This is a genomic window from Streptomyces sp. CNZ287, assembly GCF_007827615.1.
In genome coordinates this window covers 21,563-37,767 of record NZ_VISV01000018.1, presented here as the reverse complement: position 1 = coordinate 37,767, position 16,205 = coordinate 21,563, and the positions used below count along the sequence as shown (strand labels likewise).

Genomic DNA, 16,205 nt, shown 5'->3' with positions numbered 1-16,205 from the left:
GGGCGGCTCAGAACCTTCCGTCGCGTACCTGGAACTTGGTGGGCTTGCCGGACAGCGGGAGCCCGCGGCGCAGCCAGTCGGCCTGCCAGCCGACGAGGGTGCCCAGCGGCACGTCCGGGTAGCCGAAGAGAGCGTGGCAGGCCGCGGCGTCGGAGAGGAGGGCCGTGGGGGCCTCGGTTCCCTCGAAGACCGGCTCGGTGCCGAACTCGGCGCCGAACCGGTGCGCCAGCCGGCGCACGGCGGCGGTCTCGGGCCCTGTGACGTTGAGGGTGAACGGCTCCCCGTCGCGGGCGTGCAGCAGTGCGCGCAGGGCGACTTCGTTGGCGTACCCCTGCCAGACGACGTTGACGTGCCCGGTGGTGACGTCCACGGGCGCGCCGGCGTGCACCCGCTGGGCGATGTCGGCGAGGACGCCGTAGCGCAGGTCCACCGCGTAGTTGAGGCGCAGCAGCGCGACCTTCGTGCCGCGGGCGAGCGCCGCGTGGGCGAAGAGCCGTTCGCGGCCCAGGCACGACATGGCGTACTCGCCCACGGGACCCACCGGATCCGGCTCGGCCGAGCCGCCGGTGCCCACGGACACCAGCGGATAGACGTTGCCGGTGGAGAACGCGGCGACGCGGGCGCCCGTCCAGCGGCGCGCGACGCGCTCCGGCAGCCCCGCGTTCACCGCCCAGGCGTGCGAAGGCGCCCCGGCGGAGCCGAACTTGGCGCCGACCATGAAGACGAGGTTCCCGGCGTCCGGCAGTGCGGCCAGACCGGCGTCCGGGTCCATCAGGTCCGCGGCCACGGTGCGTACCCCCGCGGCCCGCAGCCGCTCGGCCGCGGCCGGGTCCGACCAGCGGGACACCGCGTGCACCGCCACGTCCGTACGCCCCGCGGCGTCCAGCGCCCGCCGCGCCAGCCGGCAGAGGCTCGGGCCCATCTTGCCGCCGGCGCCGAGCACCAGCAGGTCGCCCTCCAGCTTGGCCATGTCCCCGGTCAGCCCCGGCGAGGGGGTGGCCAGGCGTTCCTCGAGCGCCTTCTCGTCAGCGAACACGATCCGTTCTCACCCCTTGATCCCGGACGCCGTGACGCCCTCGGTGAAGTAGCGCTGGCCCACCAGATAGGCGGCGAAGATGGGCACGAACGCGATGACGGAGCCGGACAGCACGACGTTCAGCGGCACGTTCTGCTGCTGCAGGGACGCGATGCCGACGGTGAGCGTGCGCATGTCCGTGGACTGCCCGATGACCAGCGGCCACAGGAAGTCGTTCCAGTGCCACAGGAAGACGAAGACGCCGAGGGTGGCCAGGACGGGTTTGAGCAGCGGCAGCACGATGCGGCCGAAGATCTGCAGCTCGCCGCAGCCGTCCAGGCGCGCCGCCTCGAAGAGCTCGTCCGGCAGCCCCTGGATGAACTGCCGCATGAGGAAGACCGCCTGGGCGTTGGCGAGGGTCGGCACGATCAGGCCCCAGTACGTGTCCACGCCGCCGAGCTTCGCGATCATCGCGAACGTCGGGATCATCGTGACGTGGTACGGGACCATCACCATCGACAGGAACGACCAGAACATCGCCTCCCGCCCGGGGAAGCGCTTCTTGGCGAAGGCGTAGCCCGCGAGCGACGACAGCAGCAGCACGCCCACCACCGACACCAGCGAGTACAGCAGCGTGTTGAGGAGCCAGCGCGGCACGTCCTGGGAGTTCATGACGCTCTCGTACGCCTCGCCGCCCAGCGGCCAGGGCACCAGGCTGCCGGGGAACTCCACCGCCGCGGCGGGCTTCAGCGACAGCACCACCATGGCGTAGAAGGGGAAGACGGTGACGACGGCGGCCAGGGTCAGCAGCAGGCCGCGGCCTATCCGGCCGCCGGTGCTGCCGCGCATCGCGTGCGGCACCGAGTCGCGGTTCGCGGCGCGGCGCAGCCGGCGCTCGGCGCGCCGGGCGGCGAGTCCCGGCGCGCGGCCCTTGCCGGGCCCGGGCGCCGGAGCCGGTCCCGCCGGCATCTCCTCGTGCGGGGTCTTCGCGGGGGCCGAGGTCATGGTCAGTCGTCCTTCCCGATCGTCAGCCGCTGGATGAGCGCGACCACCAGCGTCAGCCCGAAGAGCGCCACGCCGATCGCCGCCGCGTAGCCCAGGTCGAAGTACGTGAAGCCGGCGTCGTAGAGCTGGAAGACCAGCGTGTAGCTGGAGTTGGCGGGGCCGCCGCCGGTCATCGTGTAGACCGCGTCGAAGACCTGGAACGAGGCCGTCGTCTCGATCACCGCGAGGAAGAACAGCGCCGGGCGCAACTGCGGCAGCACGATGTGCCGGAACCGCTGCCACGGGCCGGCACCGTCGGTGAGCGCGGCCTCCTCCAGCTCCCGCGGGATGTCCTGCATCCGGGCCAGCAGGATGAGCATGCCGTAGCCGAACCGCGACCAGATCCCCACCAGCGCCAGCGCGGGCACCACCAGCGTGTCGTGGGAGAGCCACGACTCCTCCGGCAGCCCGGTCCAGCCCATCGCCGTCGACCACGGGCCGCCGGTGGAGAAGATCCACACGAAGACGGTGGCGGCCAGCACCAGCGAGGTGACGACGGGCAGGAAGAAGACCGAGCGGAAGACCTTCGAGCCGCGGAACGCCCGCCGGGTCAGCAGCGCGAGCCCCACCGAGACCGCGATGGTGCCGGGCACGGCCAGCACCGTGTAGATCACGGTGACCTTCAGCGCGTCCCAGAACAGCGGGTCGTCCTTCAGCCGGGTGAAGTTGTCGGCGCCGATGAAGCTGCCGCCCCCGGTGAGGGTGTAGTCGGTGAAGCTCATCAGCACCCCGGCGACCGCGGGGCCGAACCGGAAGGCGAGGAAGAGCAGGAAGCACGGCAGGACGAAGAGCAGGCCGATCCGGGCCTCGCGGCGCGCGTGCGGCCCGCTGCGGCGCCTTCGCCTGTTCCGGGTGGGTTCCGCGACGACTGCCACGGTGGGTCTCCTTGCGGTACGGGGGTGGTGCGGGGATGCGCGGCCCGGCCGGGCGCGCGGTCCCCGGGGGGGCCCGCGGCCGGCCCGGAGCGGTCGGTGCTCCGGGCCGCGCGGGGCTACGGGAGGGGAAGGGGGGCCGCGGCCCCGCGGGATCAGCGGGCGATCTGGGCGTCGGCCGCCTCGGCCGCCGACTTCAGCGCGTCCTCGGGGCTCTTCCTGCCCAGCAGCGCGGCCTGCAGCTCGGGCGCGAGCACGCCCATCACCTCGCGCGCCTTCTCCTCCAGCGGACCCGCGTTCATCGCGGGCAGCGTGTCGGCTACGGCCTGCTGCAACTCGTCGTCCGGGTAGAGGTCGTCGGCCGAGGTGCGGGCCGGGAAGTAGCCGGCGCCCTTCTCCAGGTCCGCGGCGTTCTCCGGCCGCGCGACGAAGTTGATCCACTTGCCGGCGGCCTCGGTGTCGGCGCCCTTCAGCATCGACAGCGCGCCGACCGTGCCGTAGCCCACCGACTCCTCGCCGGTCAGCGGCGGCTGGACGACGATGTTCTCGCGGCCCCAGAACGGCTCGACGTCGGCCGGGACGTTGGTCCACGTACAGGCGACCTTGCCCTTGGCGACCGGGGTCTGCTCCAGGTTCGGCGTGGTGGTGAGGAGGTCCTTCGGCGTCCAGCCCTCCTCGGCGAACTCCGTCAGATACGTCAGCGCCTCGACGCCCGCCGCGTCGTCGAACGCCACGGACTCGCCGTCCTCGGCGAACACCTCGCCGCCGGCCTGCCAGAGCAGCGGGTAGAACGTCATGTTGAGCGTCTGCGCGGTGTCACCGGTGTAGCTGAGGGCGTAGTAGCCCTCGTCCTTCATCTTCGGCCCGAGCGCCTTCAGGTCGTCCCAGGTCTCCGGGTAGGAGTCCTCGCCGACCGCGTCGAAGACCCGCTTGTCGCATATAAGCGGGTTGGCGCTGGTGAGGATCGGGGTGCCGAGCACGTCCTCGCCCACGGTCACGGACTTCAGCGCGAAGTCGGTGTAGTCGGACTCGGCGTCGGCGGGCATGTAGTCGGCGGCCGGCACGATGTTCGGCGCGTACTTCGGCAACTGGTCCGGCACCAGGTAGACCACGTCGGGACCCTTGCCGGAGGCGATGGCGGTGCCGAGCGCGGTATCGCGGTCGGCCCACGGGTAGGTCTCCACCTTCACCGAGATGTCCTTGTTCTCCTTCTCGAACTTCTCGACCATGCCGTCCCAGTACGCCTTGTTCTTCGCCTCGTCGAAGATCACGGGGTACGTCCACATGGTGACGGAGCCCTTCCCGCCGCCCGCGCCGTCGCTGCCGCCGCAGCCGGCGAGCGCGACGCCGGCCAGCGCGGTGGCGAGCAGTGGTACGGCGACGGCTCTGGTCCGTGAACGCCGGTGGTGGATCAGGGTCATGGCACTTCCTCCGGGGATGGGGCGGGACAAAAGGGTTCGTGGGGGCGGTGCGGATGTCAGCGGGCCGGCACCGCCTGGACGGTGCCGGTGTGCCGGGCGCGCTCCGCGGCGAACGCGGCGAGGTGGCTGCCGAGCGACGCGGCCGTGCCGGAGCGCAGCACACCGGAATCGCCGGTGGCGACGGCCCGTACGAAGGCGTCCATCAGGCCCGCGTCGCCGCCGCCGTGGCCGTCGGCCGCGCTGGAGCCGGCGGCGCCGACGGCGCGCACGGTGGTCTCACCGGTGCGGAAGTCCTGCACGGTGACGCTCTCGCCGTCGCCGCGCAGCCAGCCGTGGGAGCCGAAAACGCGGGTCTGGCGGTGCGTCTGCTCCGTGAAGGCGACCATCTGGAAGGTGGCGGTGACCCCGCCGGACAGCAGCATCGCGAGGACCTGGTGGTCGACGACGTCGTTGTCCGCGCGGTAGGCGCACACCCCGTACGGGCCCGTGCGCAGCGCCCGGAGCAGCCCGGCCTCGTCGGTCCGGCCCGTCGCGCCGGTGACGTGGGTGACCGGCCAGACCGCGCCCTTCTCGCGCAGCACCGGCAGGTAGAGCTTCTGCGCGCTGTATGGGCAGTCCGCCTCGACGGCGCAGTCCGTGCAGCGCTCCCCGGCACCGGCCGGGGCGTTCTCGGGACGGAAGTGCTTGAGCCCGCCGAAGCCGGTGACCTGCTCGATGCGGGCGCCGGTGACGTACGCGATCCAGTCCAGGTCATGGCAGGACTTGGCCAGCAGCATCGGCGAGGACAGCTCCTCCTTCCGCCACGGGCCGCGCACGTAGCTGTGCGCGTAGTGCCACCAGCCGACCGGCTCCAGATGGTCCAGCGAGACCAGCTCGCCGAGCACGCCGGAGTCGACGACCTCCTTCACCAGGTCGGTGTACGGCATGTAGCGCATGACGTGGCAGACCGCGAAGAGCACGCCCGTCCGCTCGACGCCCTCGACGATGCGCCGGGTCTCCTCCTCGGTGGGCGCGAGCGGCTTCTCCGCCAGGACCGCGTAGCCGGCCTCGGCGAAGGCGAGCACCGGGTCGACGTGGTCGCGGTCCTGAGTGGCGACCACGACCGCGTCGGCCTCCACCCCCGCCGCGGCGAGCGCGCGCCAGTCGCCGAACTCGCGCGGCGCGGCCACCGCCGCCCGGGCGGCCGGGTCCGGGTCGGCGACCGCGACCAGCTCGGCCCGCTCCGGGTGCGCCCGTACCCAGTCGGCGTACGTGCGCCCGCGGTTCCCGGCGCCGGCGACGGCGACGCGGACGGGCCTGGCGGTGATCGGGGGATGCGTGGACACGGCGACTCCTGTGCTGGGTACGGGCGGTCGGGGGTGCGGGGAAGAGGTCAGAGCCGCAGGTTGCCCGCGGTGTGGACGACGCGGTCGCCCTCGTCCGGCAGCGCCGTCCGCGTCACGCCCTCCTCGACGCAGCCGGCGTGCAGCAGGTGCGCGCCGGCGTCCGCGAAGGCGGCGGGCGCCAGTTCCAGCCGGCCGCCGGTGAAGGTGCAGCCCTGCGCCCGGTAGCGGTTGACGCCGCCGTCGAGCGCGATGTGCGCGGTGCCGTCTGCCGCGGTGGCGTCGACGCCGGTCAACTGCCAGGTGACGGTGCGGTCCCCGCCGCCGCGCGAGAGGAGCGCGCCCGCCTTGTTGGTGCCCGAGAGCCGCGCGCCGTCCAGGCGCAGCCGCTGCCCGCCCGCGCCGGTCAGCCTGATCCCGGTGTCGGTGAACACCCCGCCCTCGACGGCGATGTCGGCGTGCGCGTACGAGACGGGCTCCGCGCCGGGGGCGCCGGTGACCCGGCAGTGGTCGAGGACCAGCGGTCCGGTGCCGCGGAACGCCGCGCCCCCGGCGCCGTCGAGCACGACGCGCTCCAGCGTCAGCGCGGCCTTCACCCCGGGGGCGGTGATCTCGGCGCCGGGCGCGAAGGAGAACGCGGAGTCGGTGATGACGTTCGGCCGGGCGGAACGGTCGGACGCCTGGGAGACGATCAGCGGGCCGCTGGCCGTACAGCCGCGCATCTGCACGCCGTCGGCGTTCACCCACAGCATCCCCGAGCCCTCCAGGGACTCCTTGCCGATGACGGTGACGTCCTCCAGCGTCAGGTCGGTGACCTTGACGCGGGCGACGAACCAGGAGCACACGTGCCGGCGGACGGTGATCCGCTTGGCCGCGCCGCCCCAGGCGGCACCGGAGTTGGCGAACGTCATCAGGCCGGAGTTGCCGGTGTAGACGAGGTCGTGCTCGAACTGGCCGTGGGTGACGAACGGGCCCTGGTCGTCGCCGTCGCCGTGGCAGTTGGTGACGTAGCAGTAGGCGGAGGCCGTGAAGTCGTTGAGGTGGCGGGCGTTGGAGGTGCGGCAGTCCGTGACGTGCCCGTAGAGGCAGTAGATCTGCTGGGTGAGGTAGCCCGCGCCGCCGTAGGTGACGGACCTGGGGTTGGCCAGGGTGCAGTTCTCGGTACGGAACCGGGTGCACCAGCGGCGCATGATGACGGGCCAGAAGGTGCCGGTCGCCTCGATGCCGGAGACGTCGCAGCCGACGGCGTACTCGTACGCCACCGGGTGCGAACCGGTGTACTGGTCGTCGCCTGCGCCCTCGAAGACGAGGTTGCGCACGTGCGCCCGCTCGACGGGCTCGACCCGGGTCCAGGTCAGCGTGCGCCCGGCGGCCAGCGGCCAGCCGGTCTGGTAGCCGACGCGGATGTGCGTGCCGTCGACGATCCCGGTGACCTGGACGAGCCGCTGGATCTCCTTCTCGTACTTCCCGGACCCGGCGGCGTCCGACTCGACGGCCCACCACTGGCCGACGCCGAACGCGCCGGAGTCGCCGACCTCGTACACGTCGGACAGCTCGGGCAGTCCGGCCCCGAGCCGGTGCTCGTGGACGGTGTCCGTGACCTTGCCGCGGAAGAAGAGCACCGCGCCGAAGGGGTTGTCGTGGCCGTTCTCCTCGATGCCCTCGGTGAGCATCCGGTTGCCGCCGAAGTCCAGCTCGATGTCCGAGCGGTCCGTGGTGTGGCGGCGGGTGAAGAGCAGGTCGGTGTGGGCCTCGATGCGGTGGATGCTCTTGTCGGCGAGCATCGTGTCCAGCGCGTCGTCGGCCGGGCGGCCGGGGCCGGAGTGGCCGTAGTCGCGGAAGTCCGCGACACCTCGCGGGCGGCGGTCGTTGCTGCCGTCGGCGCCGCGCGCGGGGGCGGCCTGGGCGGTGCCGGCGGAGGCCGCGGCGGCACCGGCGGCGGCCAGGCCGGCCAGACCGGTGACGCGCAGCATGCTGCGGCGGGCGGTGCTCGGGTGCTGCGGAACGCTCATGGCGGACTTCGCCTTCCGAGAAGGTCCGGATCGTGAGAAGCGTTCCTGCGGTGACTGCCGTGGCGGCGGATGGCCTTGCGGACCGCGGGCCGCCGGCGGGGCCGGTGGCAGGTCCCGGGCGTGAAGGGCAGGCGCCGGGGACGGGTCCAGTGCATGTCGCGCCGGTGACCGTGAGGTCGCGGCGGTTGGCTGGAAAGGTACGGCCGCCCCCGCCGATCGGTCAAGGGCCGGTTTCCGCGCGCCGGCCGCCGGATGGCCGGGCGGGTGCGCTAGCGGACGCCCGCCCGGGGCGCCGCGCCGGGTGCGTCGCCGTCCTCTCCCGGCCAGCCCAGCTCGCGGCTGATCCGGTGGGCCGCGTCCCGTACCTCGCCGCCCAACTCCTGGTAGCGCCAGGCCGGGAGGCCGAGCTTGAGGCCGGTGATGCTGACCGCGCCGGCGCAGGCGCCGCGGTCGTCCCGTACGGGCGCGCCGATGCAGATGATGCCCTCCGCGTCCTCCTCGTCGTCCAGCGCATAGCCGACGCGGGCGATGTCGCGCAGATGGGCCAGGAACGTGTCCGGGTCGGTGATCGTCCTGCCGGTGCGCCGCGGCAGGCCGTGCCGCTCGATCACGGCCGCCGCCTCCGCCTCGGGCATCGCCGACAGCAGGGCCTTGCCCAGGCCCGTGCAGTGGGGGAGTTCGCGTTCGCCCATGCGCAGGTCGAGCCGGACGCGGTGGTCGACCTCGACCTGGTCCACGACGACGGCGAGGCCGCCCTCGGGCACGGCGACGCGGGAGGCCATGCCGGTACGGGCGCTGAGGTCGCGCAGCACCGGGTGGGCCACCCGGCGGAGCGAGACCTGGGACCTGGCACGGTCGCCGAGCCGGGCCAGCCCCATGCCGAGCCGGTAGCGCCGGCTCATGCCCTCGCCGTCGTCCGAGACCAGGCCGAAGGCGCGCAGCGTCTGGAGGGTGCCGAACGCGGTGCTCTTGGAGACGCCGCACCGCTGGGCGACCTCCGTGACGCTCAGCCCGTCGCCGGGCGGCGGGCTCGCCAGGGCCTCCAGGATCTCGGCCGCCCGCCCCACGCTCCTGACCCAGTACTTCGGCTGGTCGGCATCCGTTCTGTTCGTCATGACCGAACAGCTTAGGGGGTGAGGTCGGGGTTCCGTCGAGTCCAAGGGGTTGACCGGCGCGTTTTTCGGCCGTAGAGTCTGGCTCTGTTCGGTAAGACAGAACGGTGTTCGGAAATTCTCAGCTCGCCGTTCGGGACTCACCGTTCGTACGACCTTCCTGCGACGACTGCCGGGCGGATGGCGCCAGGGTTCACGGGCCGGGCAGGGCCCGTGGAACCGAGACACTCGACGCAAGGAGCACGCACCATGAGCCCAGGCCCGGACGTCACCACCGCCGGAGCCGGAGCAGCCCTCGCCGCGCGCGCCCAGCGGGTCGTGCCCGGCGGGGTGAACAGCGGCCAGCGCAGCATCCCGGGCCTGCCCGGACTCGTCGTCGCCGGTACCGGCGGCGCCCGCTTCCGCACCGCGGACGGGGCCGAGTTCACCGACTACCACGCGGCCTTCGGCCCGCCGCTCCTCGGCCACAACGACCCCGACGTGGCCCGCGCCGCCGCCGAGGCCGGCGCCGCGCTCGGCCACATGGGCGTCGGGGTGACCGAGGGCGAGATCGAGCTCGCCGAGGAGCTCTGCGCGCTGGTGCCCTCGCTGGAGAAGGTGCTGCTCACCAGCACGGGCAGCGAGGCGACGTTCCACGCGCTGCGCGTCGCCAGGGCCGCCACCGGACGCCGGCTGGTGGTGAAGTTCCAGGGCTGCTACCACGGCTGGCACGACGCGGTCAGCCTCAACGTGATCTCCGCGCCCGACCGCGTCGGCGGCCACGACCCGATCTCGGCCGGCATCCTGCCCGAGGTCCTCGACGCCACCATGGTGCTGCCCTTCAACGACAGCGCCGCCGTGCGCCGCTGCTTCGCCGAGCACGGCGCCGCCATCGCCGCCGTCATCGTCGAGCCCGTACCGCACAACGTCGGCGCGCTCCTGCCGCACCGGGAGTTCCTCACCACGCTGCGCGAGGAGACCGCCAGGGCCGGCAGCGTGCTCGTCTTCGACGAGGTCATCACCGGCGTCCGCCACGATCTCGGCGGCTGGCAGCGGATCTCCGGCGTCACCCCCGACCTCACCACCCTCGGCAAGGCCATCGCCAACGGCGCCCCCGCCGGGGCCATCGGCGGCCGGGCAGACCTCATGGAGCTCTTCTCCACCCGCCCCGGCGCCCCCGCGTTCTTCGCCGGCACGTACAACGGGCACCCCTCCGTCGTCGCCGCCGCGCTCGCCACGCTGAAGAAGCTGCGCGAAGAGCCGGTCCACGACCACGTCTTCCGGCTGGGCGAGCGGGTACGCACCGGGCTGCGCACCGTCTACGCGCGCCTCGGCGTGCCCGTCGCCGTCACCGGCTACGGCTCCGTCTTCGTCACGTACTTCATGCCGGGCTACGACGGCGGCACCGCCGGCGCCGAGGCTCCCGCCCCGCGGACGTACAGCGACCTGCTCGCCAACGACGCGGCACTCTTCGTCGGCTACCGCCGCCGGCTGCTGGAGCACGGGATCTTCGAGCTGCCGCTGAACCTCAAGCGCAGCCACCTCTCCTACGCCCACACCGACGCCGACGTCGACCGGCTGCTGGAGGCCACCGAGGCCGCCGTCACCGCCGCGCTCGCCGACGGTGGCGCCCGCGACCTGGAGCATGCCTCCACCATGGGCGGCGCCGCCCCGGCGGCCGCCGCCGGGCGGCGGCAGGAGGCGGGCCGCTGATGCTCACCGTCGACACCACCCGCCCCACCGGACCCGCCGGCCGGATCAGCCGCGTCGAGACGCTGATGCTCGGCACCGCCTGGCGCGACTTCGGCTACGTCCGCGTGCACACCGACGAGGGCCTGTCCGGCGTCGGCGAGATCACCCACCCGTACCGCGGCCGCGAGGTCTGCGCGCTCGCCGAGGCGATGTCCCGCCGCCACCTGCTGGGCGCCGACCCGTTCGACGTCGAGGAGATCTGGCTCCGGCTGCACCAGGGCGACTTCCTGCGCGGCGGCGACGTCGGCGGCATCGTCCTGTCCGGCCTCGACCAGGCGCTCTACGACCTCATGGGCAAGGCCCTCGGCGTGCCCGCCTACCGCCTCACCGGGGGTGCCTGCCGCGACGGCGTCCCCGTCTACGCCAACGGATGGTACGACGGCGAGCGCGACCCCGGGGTCTTCGCCGCCAAGGCACGCGCGACCGTCGCCAAGGGCTACGGCGCGCTGAAGTTCGACCCCTTCGGCTCCGGGCTGCACGAGCTGAGCCCCGCGGAACTGCGCCGCTCCGTCGGCCTCGTCGCCGCCGTCCGGGAGGCGATAGGACCCGACGTCGAGCTCTTCATCGAGGGCCACGCCCGCTTCGCCATGCCCACCGCGGTGCGGCTGCTGCACGAGCTGGAGCCCTACGGCATCGGCTGGCTGGAGGAGCCGCTGCCCTGGACGCACATCGAGCGCTACGCCGAGCTGCGCCGGCGGGCGGCCTTCCCCCTCGCCGGCGGGGAGCACTTCCACGACCGCTACGAGTACAAGCAGCTCTTCGCCACCCACGCCGTCGACATCGTGCAGCCCGACCTGTCCATGGCCGGCGGCCTCACCGAGGTGCGCAAGATCGCGGCCATCGCCGACGCGCACGGCATGCTCGTCGCCCCGCACAACTCCAACTCGCCGCTGTGCACCACCGTCTCCGTACACGCGGCGCTCGGCATCCCCAACCTCAAGGTGCTGGAGACCTTCGACGGCCTGCTGGAGCCCTACGTCTTCGAGGCCCTGCGCGGCACGCTGCCCATCGCCGGCGGCCGTATCGGCCTGCCCACGGCACCCGGCCTCGGCGTCGAGCTGGCCGACGAGGTCTTCGCCGAGCACCCGCCCACCCACCGCTTCTGGAACATGTTCGAGGACGGCTGGGAGAAGCGGGACAGGAGCGCACCGGCATGATCACCGACGTCCACTCCCATCTCTTCCGGCCCGGCACGGACTTCGACGACGGGTTCCGCACCGAGGCCGCCCGCGCCCACGCGGGCGAGGTGGACCTCACGGTGCGCTGGGCGGAGTACGCGGCCGCCGCCCCCGACGACACCCGCACCATCGTCGTCGGGGGCAAGGCCCGGCGCAGCGGGCTGTGGGTCGACGACGCCGCGGTGGCCGCGTACACCGCGGCGCACCCCGGCCGGCTCGTCGGCTACCTCTCCCTCGACCCCACCCAGCCCGGCTGGCGGGACGAACTGCGCCACGGCCACCAGGAGCTGGGGCTGCGCGGGATCAAACTGATGCCTATGTACGCGGGCTTCGACCCCGCCGCCGAGGAGTACGACGACCTCTTCGGCTACGCGGAACGCCACGGCCTGCCGCTGCTGGTGCACACAGGCACGACGTTCGTCTCGGCCGCCCCGCTGGAGTACGCGATGCCCCGCCACCTGGACGCCGTCGCCATCCGCCACCCCGGGCTGCGCATGGTCCTCGCCCACCTCGGCCACCCCTTCGAGGGCGAGTGCCTGGCCGTCATCCGCAAGCACCCGCACGTCTACGCGGACGTCAGCGCCCTGCACTACCGGCCGTTCCAGCTCTGGCACAGCCTGCGCCTCGCACAGGACTACGGCGTCTGGCACAAGCTGCTCTTCGGCAGCGACTATCCCTTCACCACGGTCGACGCCTCGGTCGCAGGACTGCGCGAGATCGCCCGGATCCCGGGGATCCCCGGGCTGCCGCCGCTGGACCGGGACGAAGTGGAGAAGCTGATCCACCGGCCGGCCCTCGACCTGCTGGGGCTGTCGTGACCGGGACGGGGGAGCGGCGGCCCGGGGCGGGGGACCGGGCGGCCGGCCGCTTCGACCTCACCGGGCGCACCGCCGTCGTCACCGGCGCCGCCCGCGGTCTCGGCCGCGCCTTCGCCACCGGGCTCGCCGAGGCGGGCGCCGACCTGGTGCTCGTCGACCTGCCGGACGCCCCCGGGCTGGCGGAGACGGCCGCGGCGGTACGGGCCCACGGCCGGCGGGTGCGGACGTACGGGCAGGATCTCGCGCGCACGGGCGAGCTGGCCGGGCTCGCCGACCGGATCCGCGCGGCGGCCGGCCCGGTGCACATCCTGGTCAACAACGCGGGCACCGCGGCCCTGGAGCGCTTCAACGAGATCACCCCGGAGAGCTGGTCGCACGTCATGCGGGTGAACGCCGACGCGGTGTTCTTCCTCTCCCAGCGGCTCGCCGAGCACATGGCCGCCGACCGGGTGCCCGGCCGGATCGTCACCGTCACCTCGAAGAACGCGCTGGTCGCCGAGGCGGGACTGGCCCACTACAACGCCGCCAAGGCCGCCGCCCAACTGCTCACCGAGACGCTGGCGGTGGAGCTGGCGCCGCACGGCATCACCGCCAACACGCTGGCGCCCGGCATGGTCGACACACCCATCGACGGCGAGTTCCCGCTGGAGCGCGAGGGGTTCGAGGCCGCGTACCGCGAGCGGATCCCGCTCGGCCGCTACGCCCGGCCCGAGGAGTGCGTCGGCGCGCTGCTGCTGCTCGCCTCGGACGCCGGGGCGTACCTCACCGGCGCCAGGATCGTCGTCGACGGCGGGGTGCTCGCCGACCAGATGCCGCGGATGCGCTTCATGCCCCCGTACCGCAGCAGCCTGCCCCCGGACGACGGCGCCGGGGACGGATGACCGGGGACGTCAGCCCCCGGCCAGCGGGAGGAAGGCCAGCCGGGCGCGCTTCGGCGGCAAGTACACCTCCGGCAGGTCCACTTCGGGGAGCGTGACCTCCGGTCCCAGCGCGAAGCCCTCGCGGCGCAGCCGGTCGATCGCGGGCCCGTTGCCCGCGTCCGGCTCGGCCACCAGCCGCCGCGCGCCCGCTGCCGCGGCCCAGCCGGTGATCACCCGCATCAGCGCGGCCGTGAAACCGCGCTCCGCCGCGCCGGCCGCGGGGCTGATCAGCAGGTGGATGCCGAGGTCGCCGGGCTCGGCGGGGTAGCACTCCGAGACCCGGTCCGCCGCCGGTTCGTACGTCTGCACCAGCGCGACCGGCGCGCCGTCGCGCAGCAGCAGGTGGGCGTGGTGGGTCGGGAGGGTGTCCATGTGCGCGTAGACGTCGCGGACCTGGGTGCGGGACAGCCCGGCCATGCCCCAGAAGCGGGCCCGCTCCGCGGTGACCCAGCCGTGCAGCAGGGCCGCGTCCGCGTCCGGGACGACCGGCACGACGCGCACCGTGCCGAAGCCGTCCGCCCGCTGCTCGTGGCGCGGCGTCCGGTCGCGGGGCGCGGGATCAGCGGTCGCCATGGGACTCCTTGAGGGCCTGCCAGTCGGTGAGTACGGGGATCAGCTCGCCGCTCCGCCAGGGCGCGAACTGGTCGACGTGGTGCGGGGCGCCGGGGACGCCGCAGGCGCCGAACGGCACCACCCAGCGGCTCTCCTCGCGGCGGGCGACGTCCCAGACGTAGCGGGCGGCGGGGCCGCGGGCGCACAGGTCGGTGACGCCGGGGACGGCGGCGGTGGCCAGCACGCAGTCGTGGTCGCCGGCCAGCCCGGGCCACGGCTCGCCGGGGCCGCCGGGGTCCCCGGAGGCGCCCGTGCCGCCGGGCAGCGCCTGCCAGGGCGCAAGACGGTGCGCCTCGCCCCAGGTCGCGGGGGCGCCCGGCGCCGCCGCGGCGAGCTGCGCGGCGGCCTCCTCCGCGGCGGCCCGCACCAGGGCGGGCCGGTCGATCTCCGGCAGCAGGTCGGTGGTGAGCAGGCTGCCCAGCGCGTACCCGATCCGGGTGCACAGGTCCAGCCAGGGCTGCAGCAGTGCCGGGTACGGGGGCGGGTCGGCCAGCGGCGCCAGCGCGGGGTGCGCGGCCAGGGCCCGGACGACGGCGGAGCGCAGCCGCGCGTACGCCAGCGCGTCGGCGCTGTCCGCCGCCATCCGCAGATCCCAGCGCAACAGCCGGTCGCGCAACTCCGCGGCGGCGGGGCCGAGTCCTTCGAGCCCGGCGAGCAGGTCCAGCAGCGGCCGGGCCGCGGCGTTGAGGGTGTCGGTGTGGACGGCGGCCATGTCCCCGGCGCGCCAGGACCCGCCGCCGGCGAGCAGTTCGCGGATGCGCTCCGCGCGGTACGGCGGGGCGAACTCGGCGCCGAACGGGGCGGCCGGGCCGCGGTCGTTGGCCATCACCGCGATCCCGCCGGCCACCGGCACCGACGGCATCGGCCCGTGCCGCCCGCGCCACGCGTACGCCGCCTCCCACGCCGGTACGACGCCGCGCAGGTTGGCCTCGTCGCGTACCGGCACCGTCCCGGCGACCCGGTGCAGCAGCCCGCCCGCGGTGTCGGCGGCCAGCACCACGTTGACCGGCTCGACCCAGCGGTCCAGCGCCGCGTCCACGTCGCCGACCTCGCGGGCCCTGAGCAGCGCGGGCAGCGCAGTGAAGCCCAGCTCCCCGTAGACCCGCGGCGGGTACCGCAGGCTCAGCGCCTCCCATTCGCCGTCCGCCGCGCTCCCCGGCACCTCGGCGATCACCGGCCCGCGGCCGGTCTCGACCACCTCGACGCCGGTGGCCGCCGCGCCCGCGACCTCGACGGTCTCGGTGTGCGCCGCGGCGGGCTGCCAGCCGTCGGGGCCCAGCGCCTCGACCCGGCCCGCGCGGCGGCGCAGCCGCTCGCGGTAGAGGTCCTGGTAGTCGGCCATCGCGTTGGTGATGGCCCAGGCGACGCCGCCGGCGTGGCCGAAGTGCGGCAGCCCGGGGACGCCGGGGACGGCGAAGCCGACGACGTCGTACTCCGGGCAGGCCAGATGGATCTGCTGGTAGACGCCGGGGTTCTCGATGAACCGGTGCGGGTCCCCGGCGATCAGCGCGCCGCCGTCCGCGGTGCGCTCGCCGGAGACCAGCCAGCCGTTGCTGCCCGCAGTGCCGGGGCCGTCCGTGGCGAAGAGGTCCACCGCCCCGGCGCCCAGGTGCCCGGCGACCATCAGGCGCCACAGCTTGGCGGGGAAGCCGGCGAAGAGGATGTGGGTGGAGAGCCACACGGCCAGCGGCGTCCATGGCGACCAGCGGCCGGGCGCGAGCCCCGTGGCCGCGAACTCCGGGGCCCGTGCGGCGCCTTCGGCGAGCCCTGCGTTGACCCCGTCGACGTACGACGACACCCAGCCGGCCGTCTCGCGGTCCTCCTCGGCCAGGCGGCGGAAGCATCGGCGCGCGGTGTCGTCCAGCCGGACCCGGCGGGCGAAGACGTCCCAGTCGCGGGCCGCCTCGCCCAGGAAGGCCGCGGAGGTGCCGGCGGCGCGGTGGCGTTCGACCTCCAGTTGCCAGCCGCGGTCGAAGGCGGCGTTGTGCCCCTGGGCGTAGGCGAGTTCGCGGTGGCCGGCGGCGCGGATGTGGGGGATGCCCCAGGAGTCGCGGTACACCTCGATGCCCAACGCCGTCGCCACCCCTCGCTCGAAGAAACTTAGGGCAGCCTAACCAAAGAAGTCGGGTGGGGCGCGGTCGGGGGTCC

General features: G+C 74.1%; 13 protein-coding genes. 4 read left to right on the top strand and 9 right to left on the bottom strand.

Features of this window, described 5'->3' with window-relative positions; all coding sequences use genetic code 11:
• Positions 1–7: 7 nt before the first annotated feature.
• From FB457_RS27145 to FB457_RS27115, 7 genes are all read right to left on the bottom strand, one after another.
• The gene (locus tag FB457_RS27145) at positions 8–1,036 is read right to left on the bottom strand and encodes an NAD-dependent epimerase/dehydratase family protein (protein ID WP_047019554.1); all 1,029 of its coding nucleotides are present in this window, start codon (positions 1,034–1,036) and stop codon (positions 8–10) included.
• A 9-nt stretch (positions 1,037–1,045) separates the two neighbouring features.
• Complete coding sequence (locus tag FB457_RS27140) at positions 1,046–2,020, bottom strand: carbohydrate ABC transporter permease (RefSeq protein WP_052770581.1); 975 nt, start codon at positions 2,018–2,020, stop codon at positions 1,046–1,048.
• 2 nt (positions 2,021–2,022) lie between these two features.
• Positions 2,023–2,934 carry a carbohydrate ABC transporter permease gene (locus FB457_RS27135; protein ID WP_047019555.1) on the bottom strand — a complete coding sequence of 304 codons (912 nt, stop codon included), beginning with the start codon at positions 2,932–2,934 and terminating at the stop codon, positions 2,023–2,025.
• Between the two features lie 152 nt (positions 2,935–3,086).
• Entirely contained in the window at positions 3,087–4,352 is a 1,266-nt protein-coding gene (locus FB457_RS27130; protein WP_047019556.1) for an extracellular solute-binding protein, read from the bottom strand.
• Positions 4,353–4,408: 56 nt separating this feature from the next.
• Positions 4,409–5,677 (bottom strand): Gfo/Idh/MocA family oxidoreductase, encoded by a 1,269-nt coding sequence (locus tag FB457_RS27125; RefSeq protein WP_145783577.1) that lies wholly within the window; start codon positions 5,675–5,677, stop codon positions 4,409–4,411.
• A 47-nt stretch (positions 5,678–5,724) separates the two neighbouring features.
• A complete protein-coding gene (locus FB457_RS27120; protein WP_047020658.1) occupies positions 5,725–7,647 on the bottom strand; it encodes a hypothetical protein in 1,923 nt (640 codons plus the stop codon).
• Between the two features lie 308 nt (positions 7,648–7,955).
• Complete coding sequence (locus FB457_RS27115) at positions 7,956–8,801, bottom strand: IclR family transcriptional regulator domain-containing protein (protein ID WP_145783574.1); 846 nt, start codon at positions 8,799–8,801, stop codon at positions 7,956–7,958.
• Positions 8,802–9,047: 246 nt separating this feature from the next.
• Between FB457_RS27115 and FB457_RS27110 the strand changes: the two genes are divergently transcribed.
• The 4 genes from FB457_RS27110 to FB457_RS27095 are packed head-to-tail and all read left to right on the top strand — an operon-like array spanning position 9,048 to position 13,406.
• Positions 9,048–10,490, top strand: coding sequence for an aspartate aminotransferase family protein (locus tag FB457_RS27110; protein ID WP_047019559.1), 1,443 nt, complete (start codon positions 9,048–9,050; stop codon positions 10,488–10,490).
• The gene (locus tag FB457_RS27105) at positions 10,490–11,686 is read left to right on the top strand and encodes a mandelate racemase/muconate lactonizing enzyme family protein (RefSeq protein WP_047019560.1); all 1,197 of its coding nucleotides are present in this window, start codon (positions 10,490–10,492) and stop codon (positions 11,684–11,686) included. The genes FB457_RS27110 and FB457_RS27105 overlap by 1 nt, the downstream gene beginning before the upstream one ends.
• Complete coding sequence (locus FB457_RS27100) at positions 11,683–12,525, top strand: amidohydrolase family protein (protein WP_047019561.1); 843 nt, start codon at positions 11,683–11,685, stop codon at positions 12,523–12,525. The genes FB457_RS27105 and FB457_RS27100 overlap by 4 nt, the downstream gene beginning before the upstream one ends.
• A complete protein-coding gene (locus FB457_RS27095; RefSeq protein ID WP_047019562.1) occupies positions 12,522–13,406 on the top strand; it encodes an SDR family NAD(P)-dependent oxidoreductase in 885 nt (294 codons plus the stop codon). Before FB457_RS27100 ends, FB457_RS27095 begins: the two co-directional genes overlap by 4 nt.
• 9 nt (positions 13,407–13,415) lie before the next feature.
• Here FB457_RS27095 and FB457_RS27090 read toward each other — a convergent pair whose 3' ends face one another.
• Positions 13,416–14,018, bottom strand: a complete 603-nt coding sequence (locus tag FB457_RS27090; RefSeq protein WP_047019563.1) for a GNAT family N-acetyltransferase — start codon at positions 14,016–14,018, stop codon at positions 13,416–13,418.
• Positions 14,005–16,128 carry a penicillin acylase family protein gene (locus FB457_RS27085; protein ID WP_047019564.1) on the bottom strand — a complete coding sequence of 708 codons (2,124 nt, stop codon included), beginning with the start codon at positions 16,126–16,128 and terminating at the stop codon, positions 14,005–14,007. Before FB457_RS27085 ends, FB457_RS27090 begins: the two co-directional genes overlap by 14 nt.
• Positions 16,129–16,205: the final 77 nt, after the last annotated feature.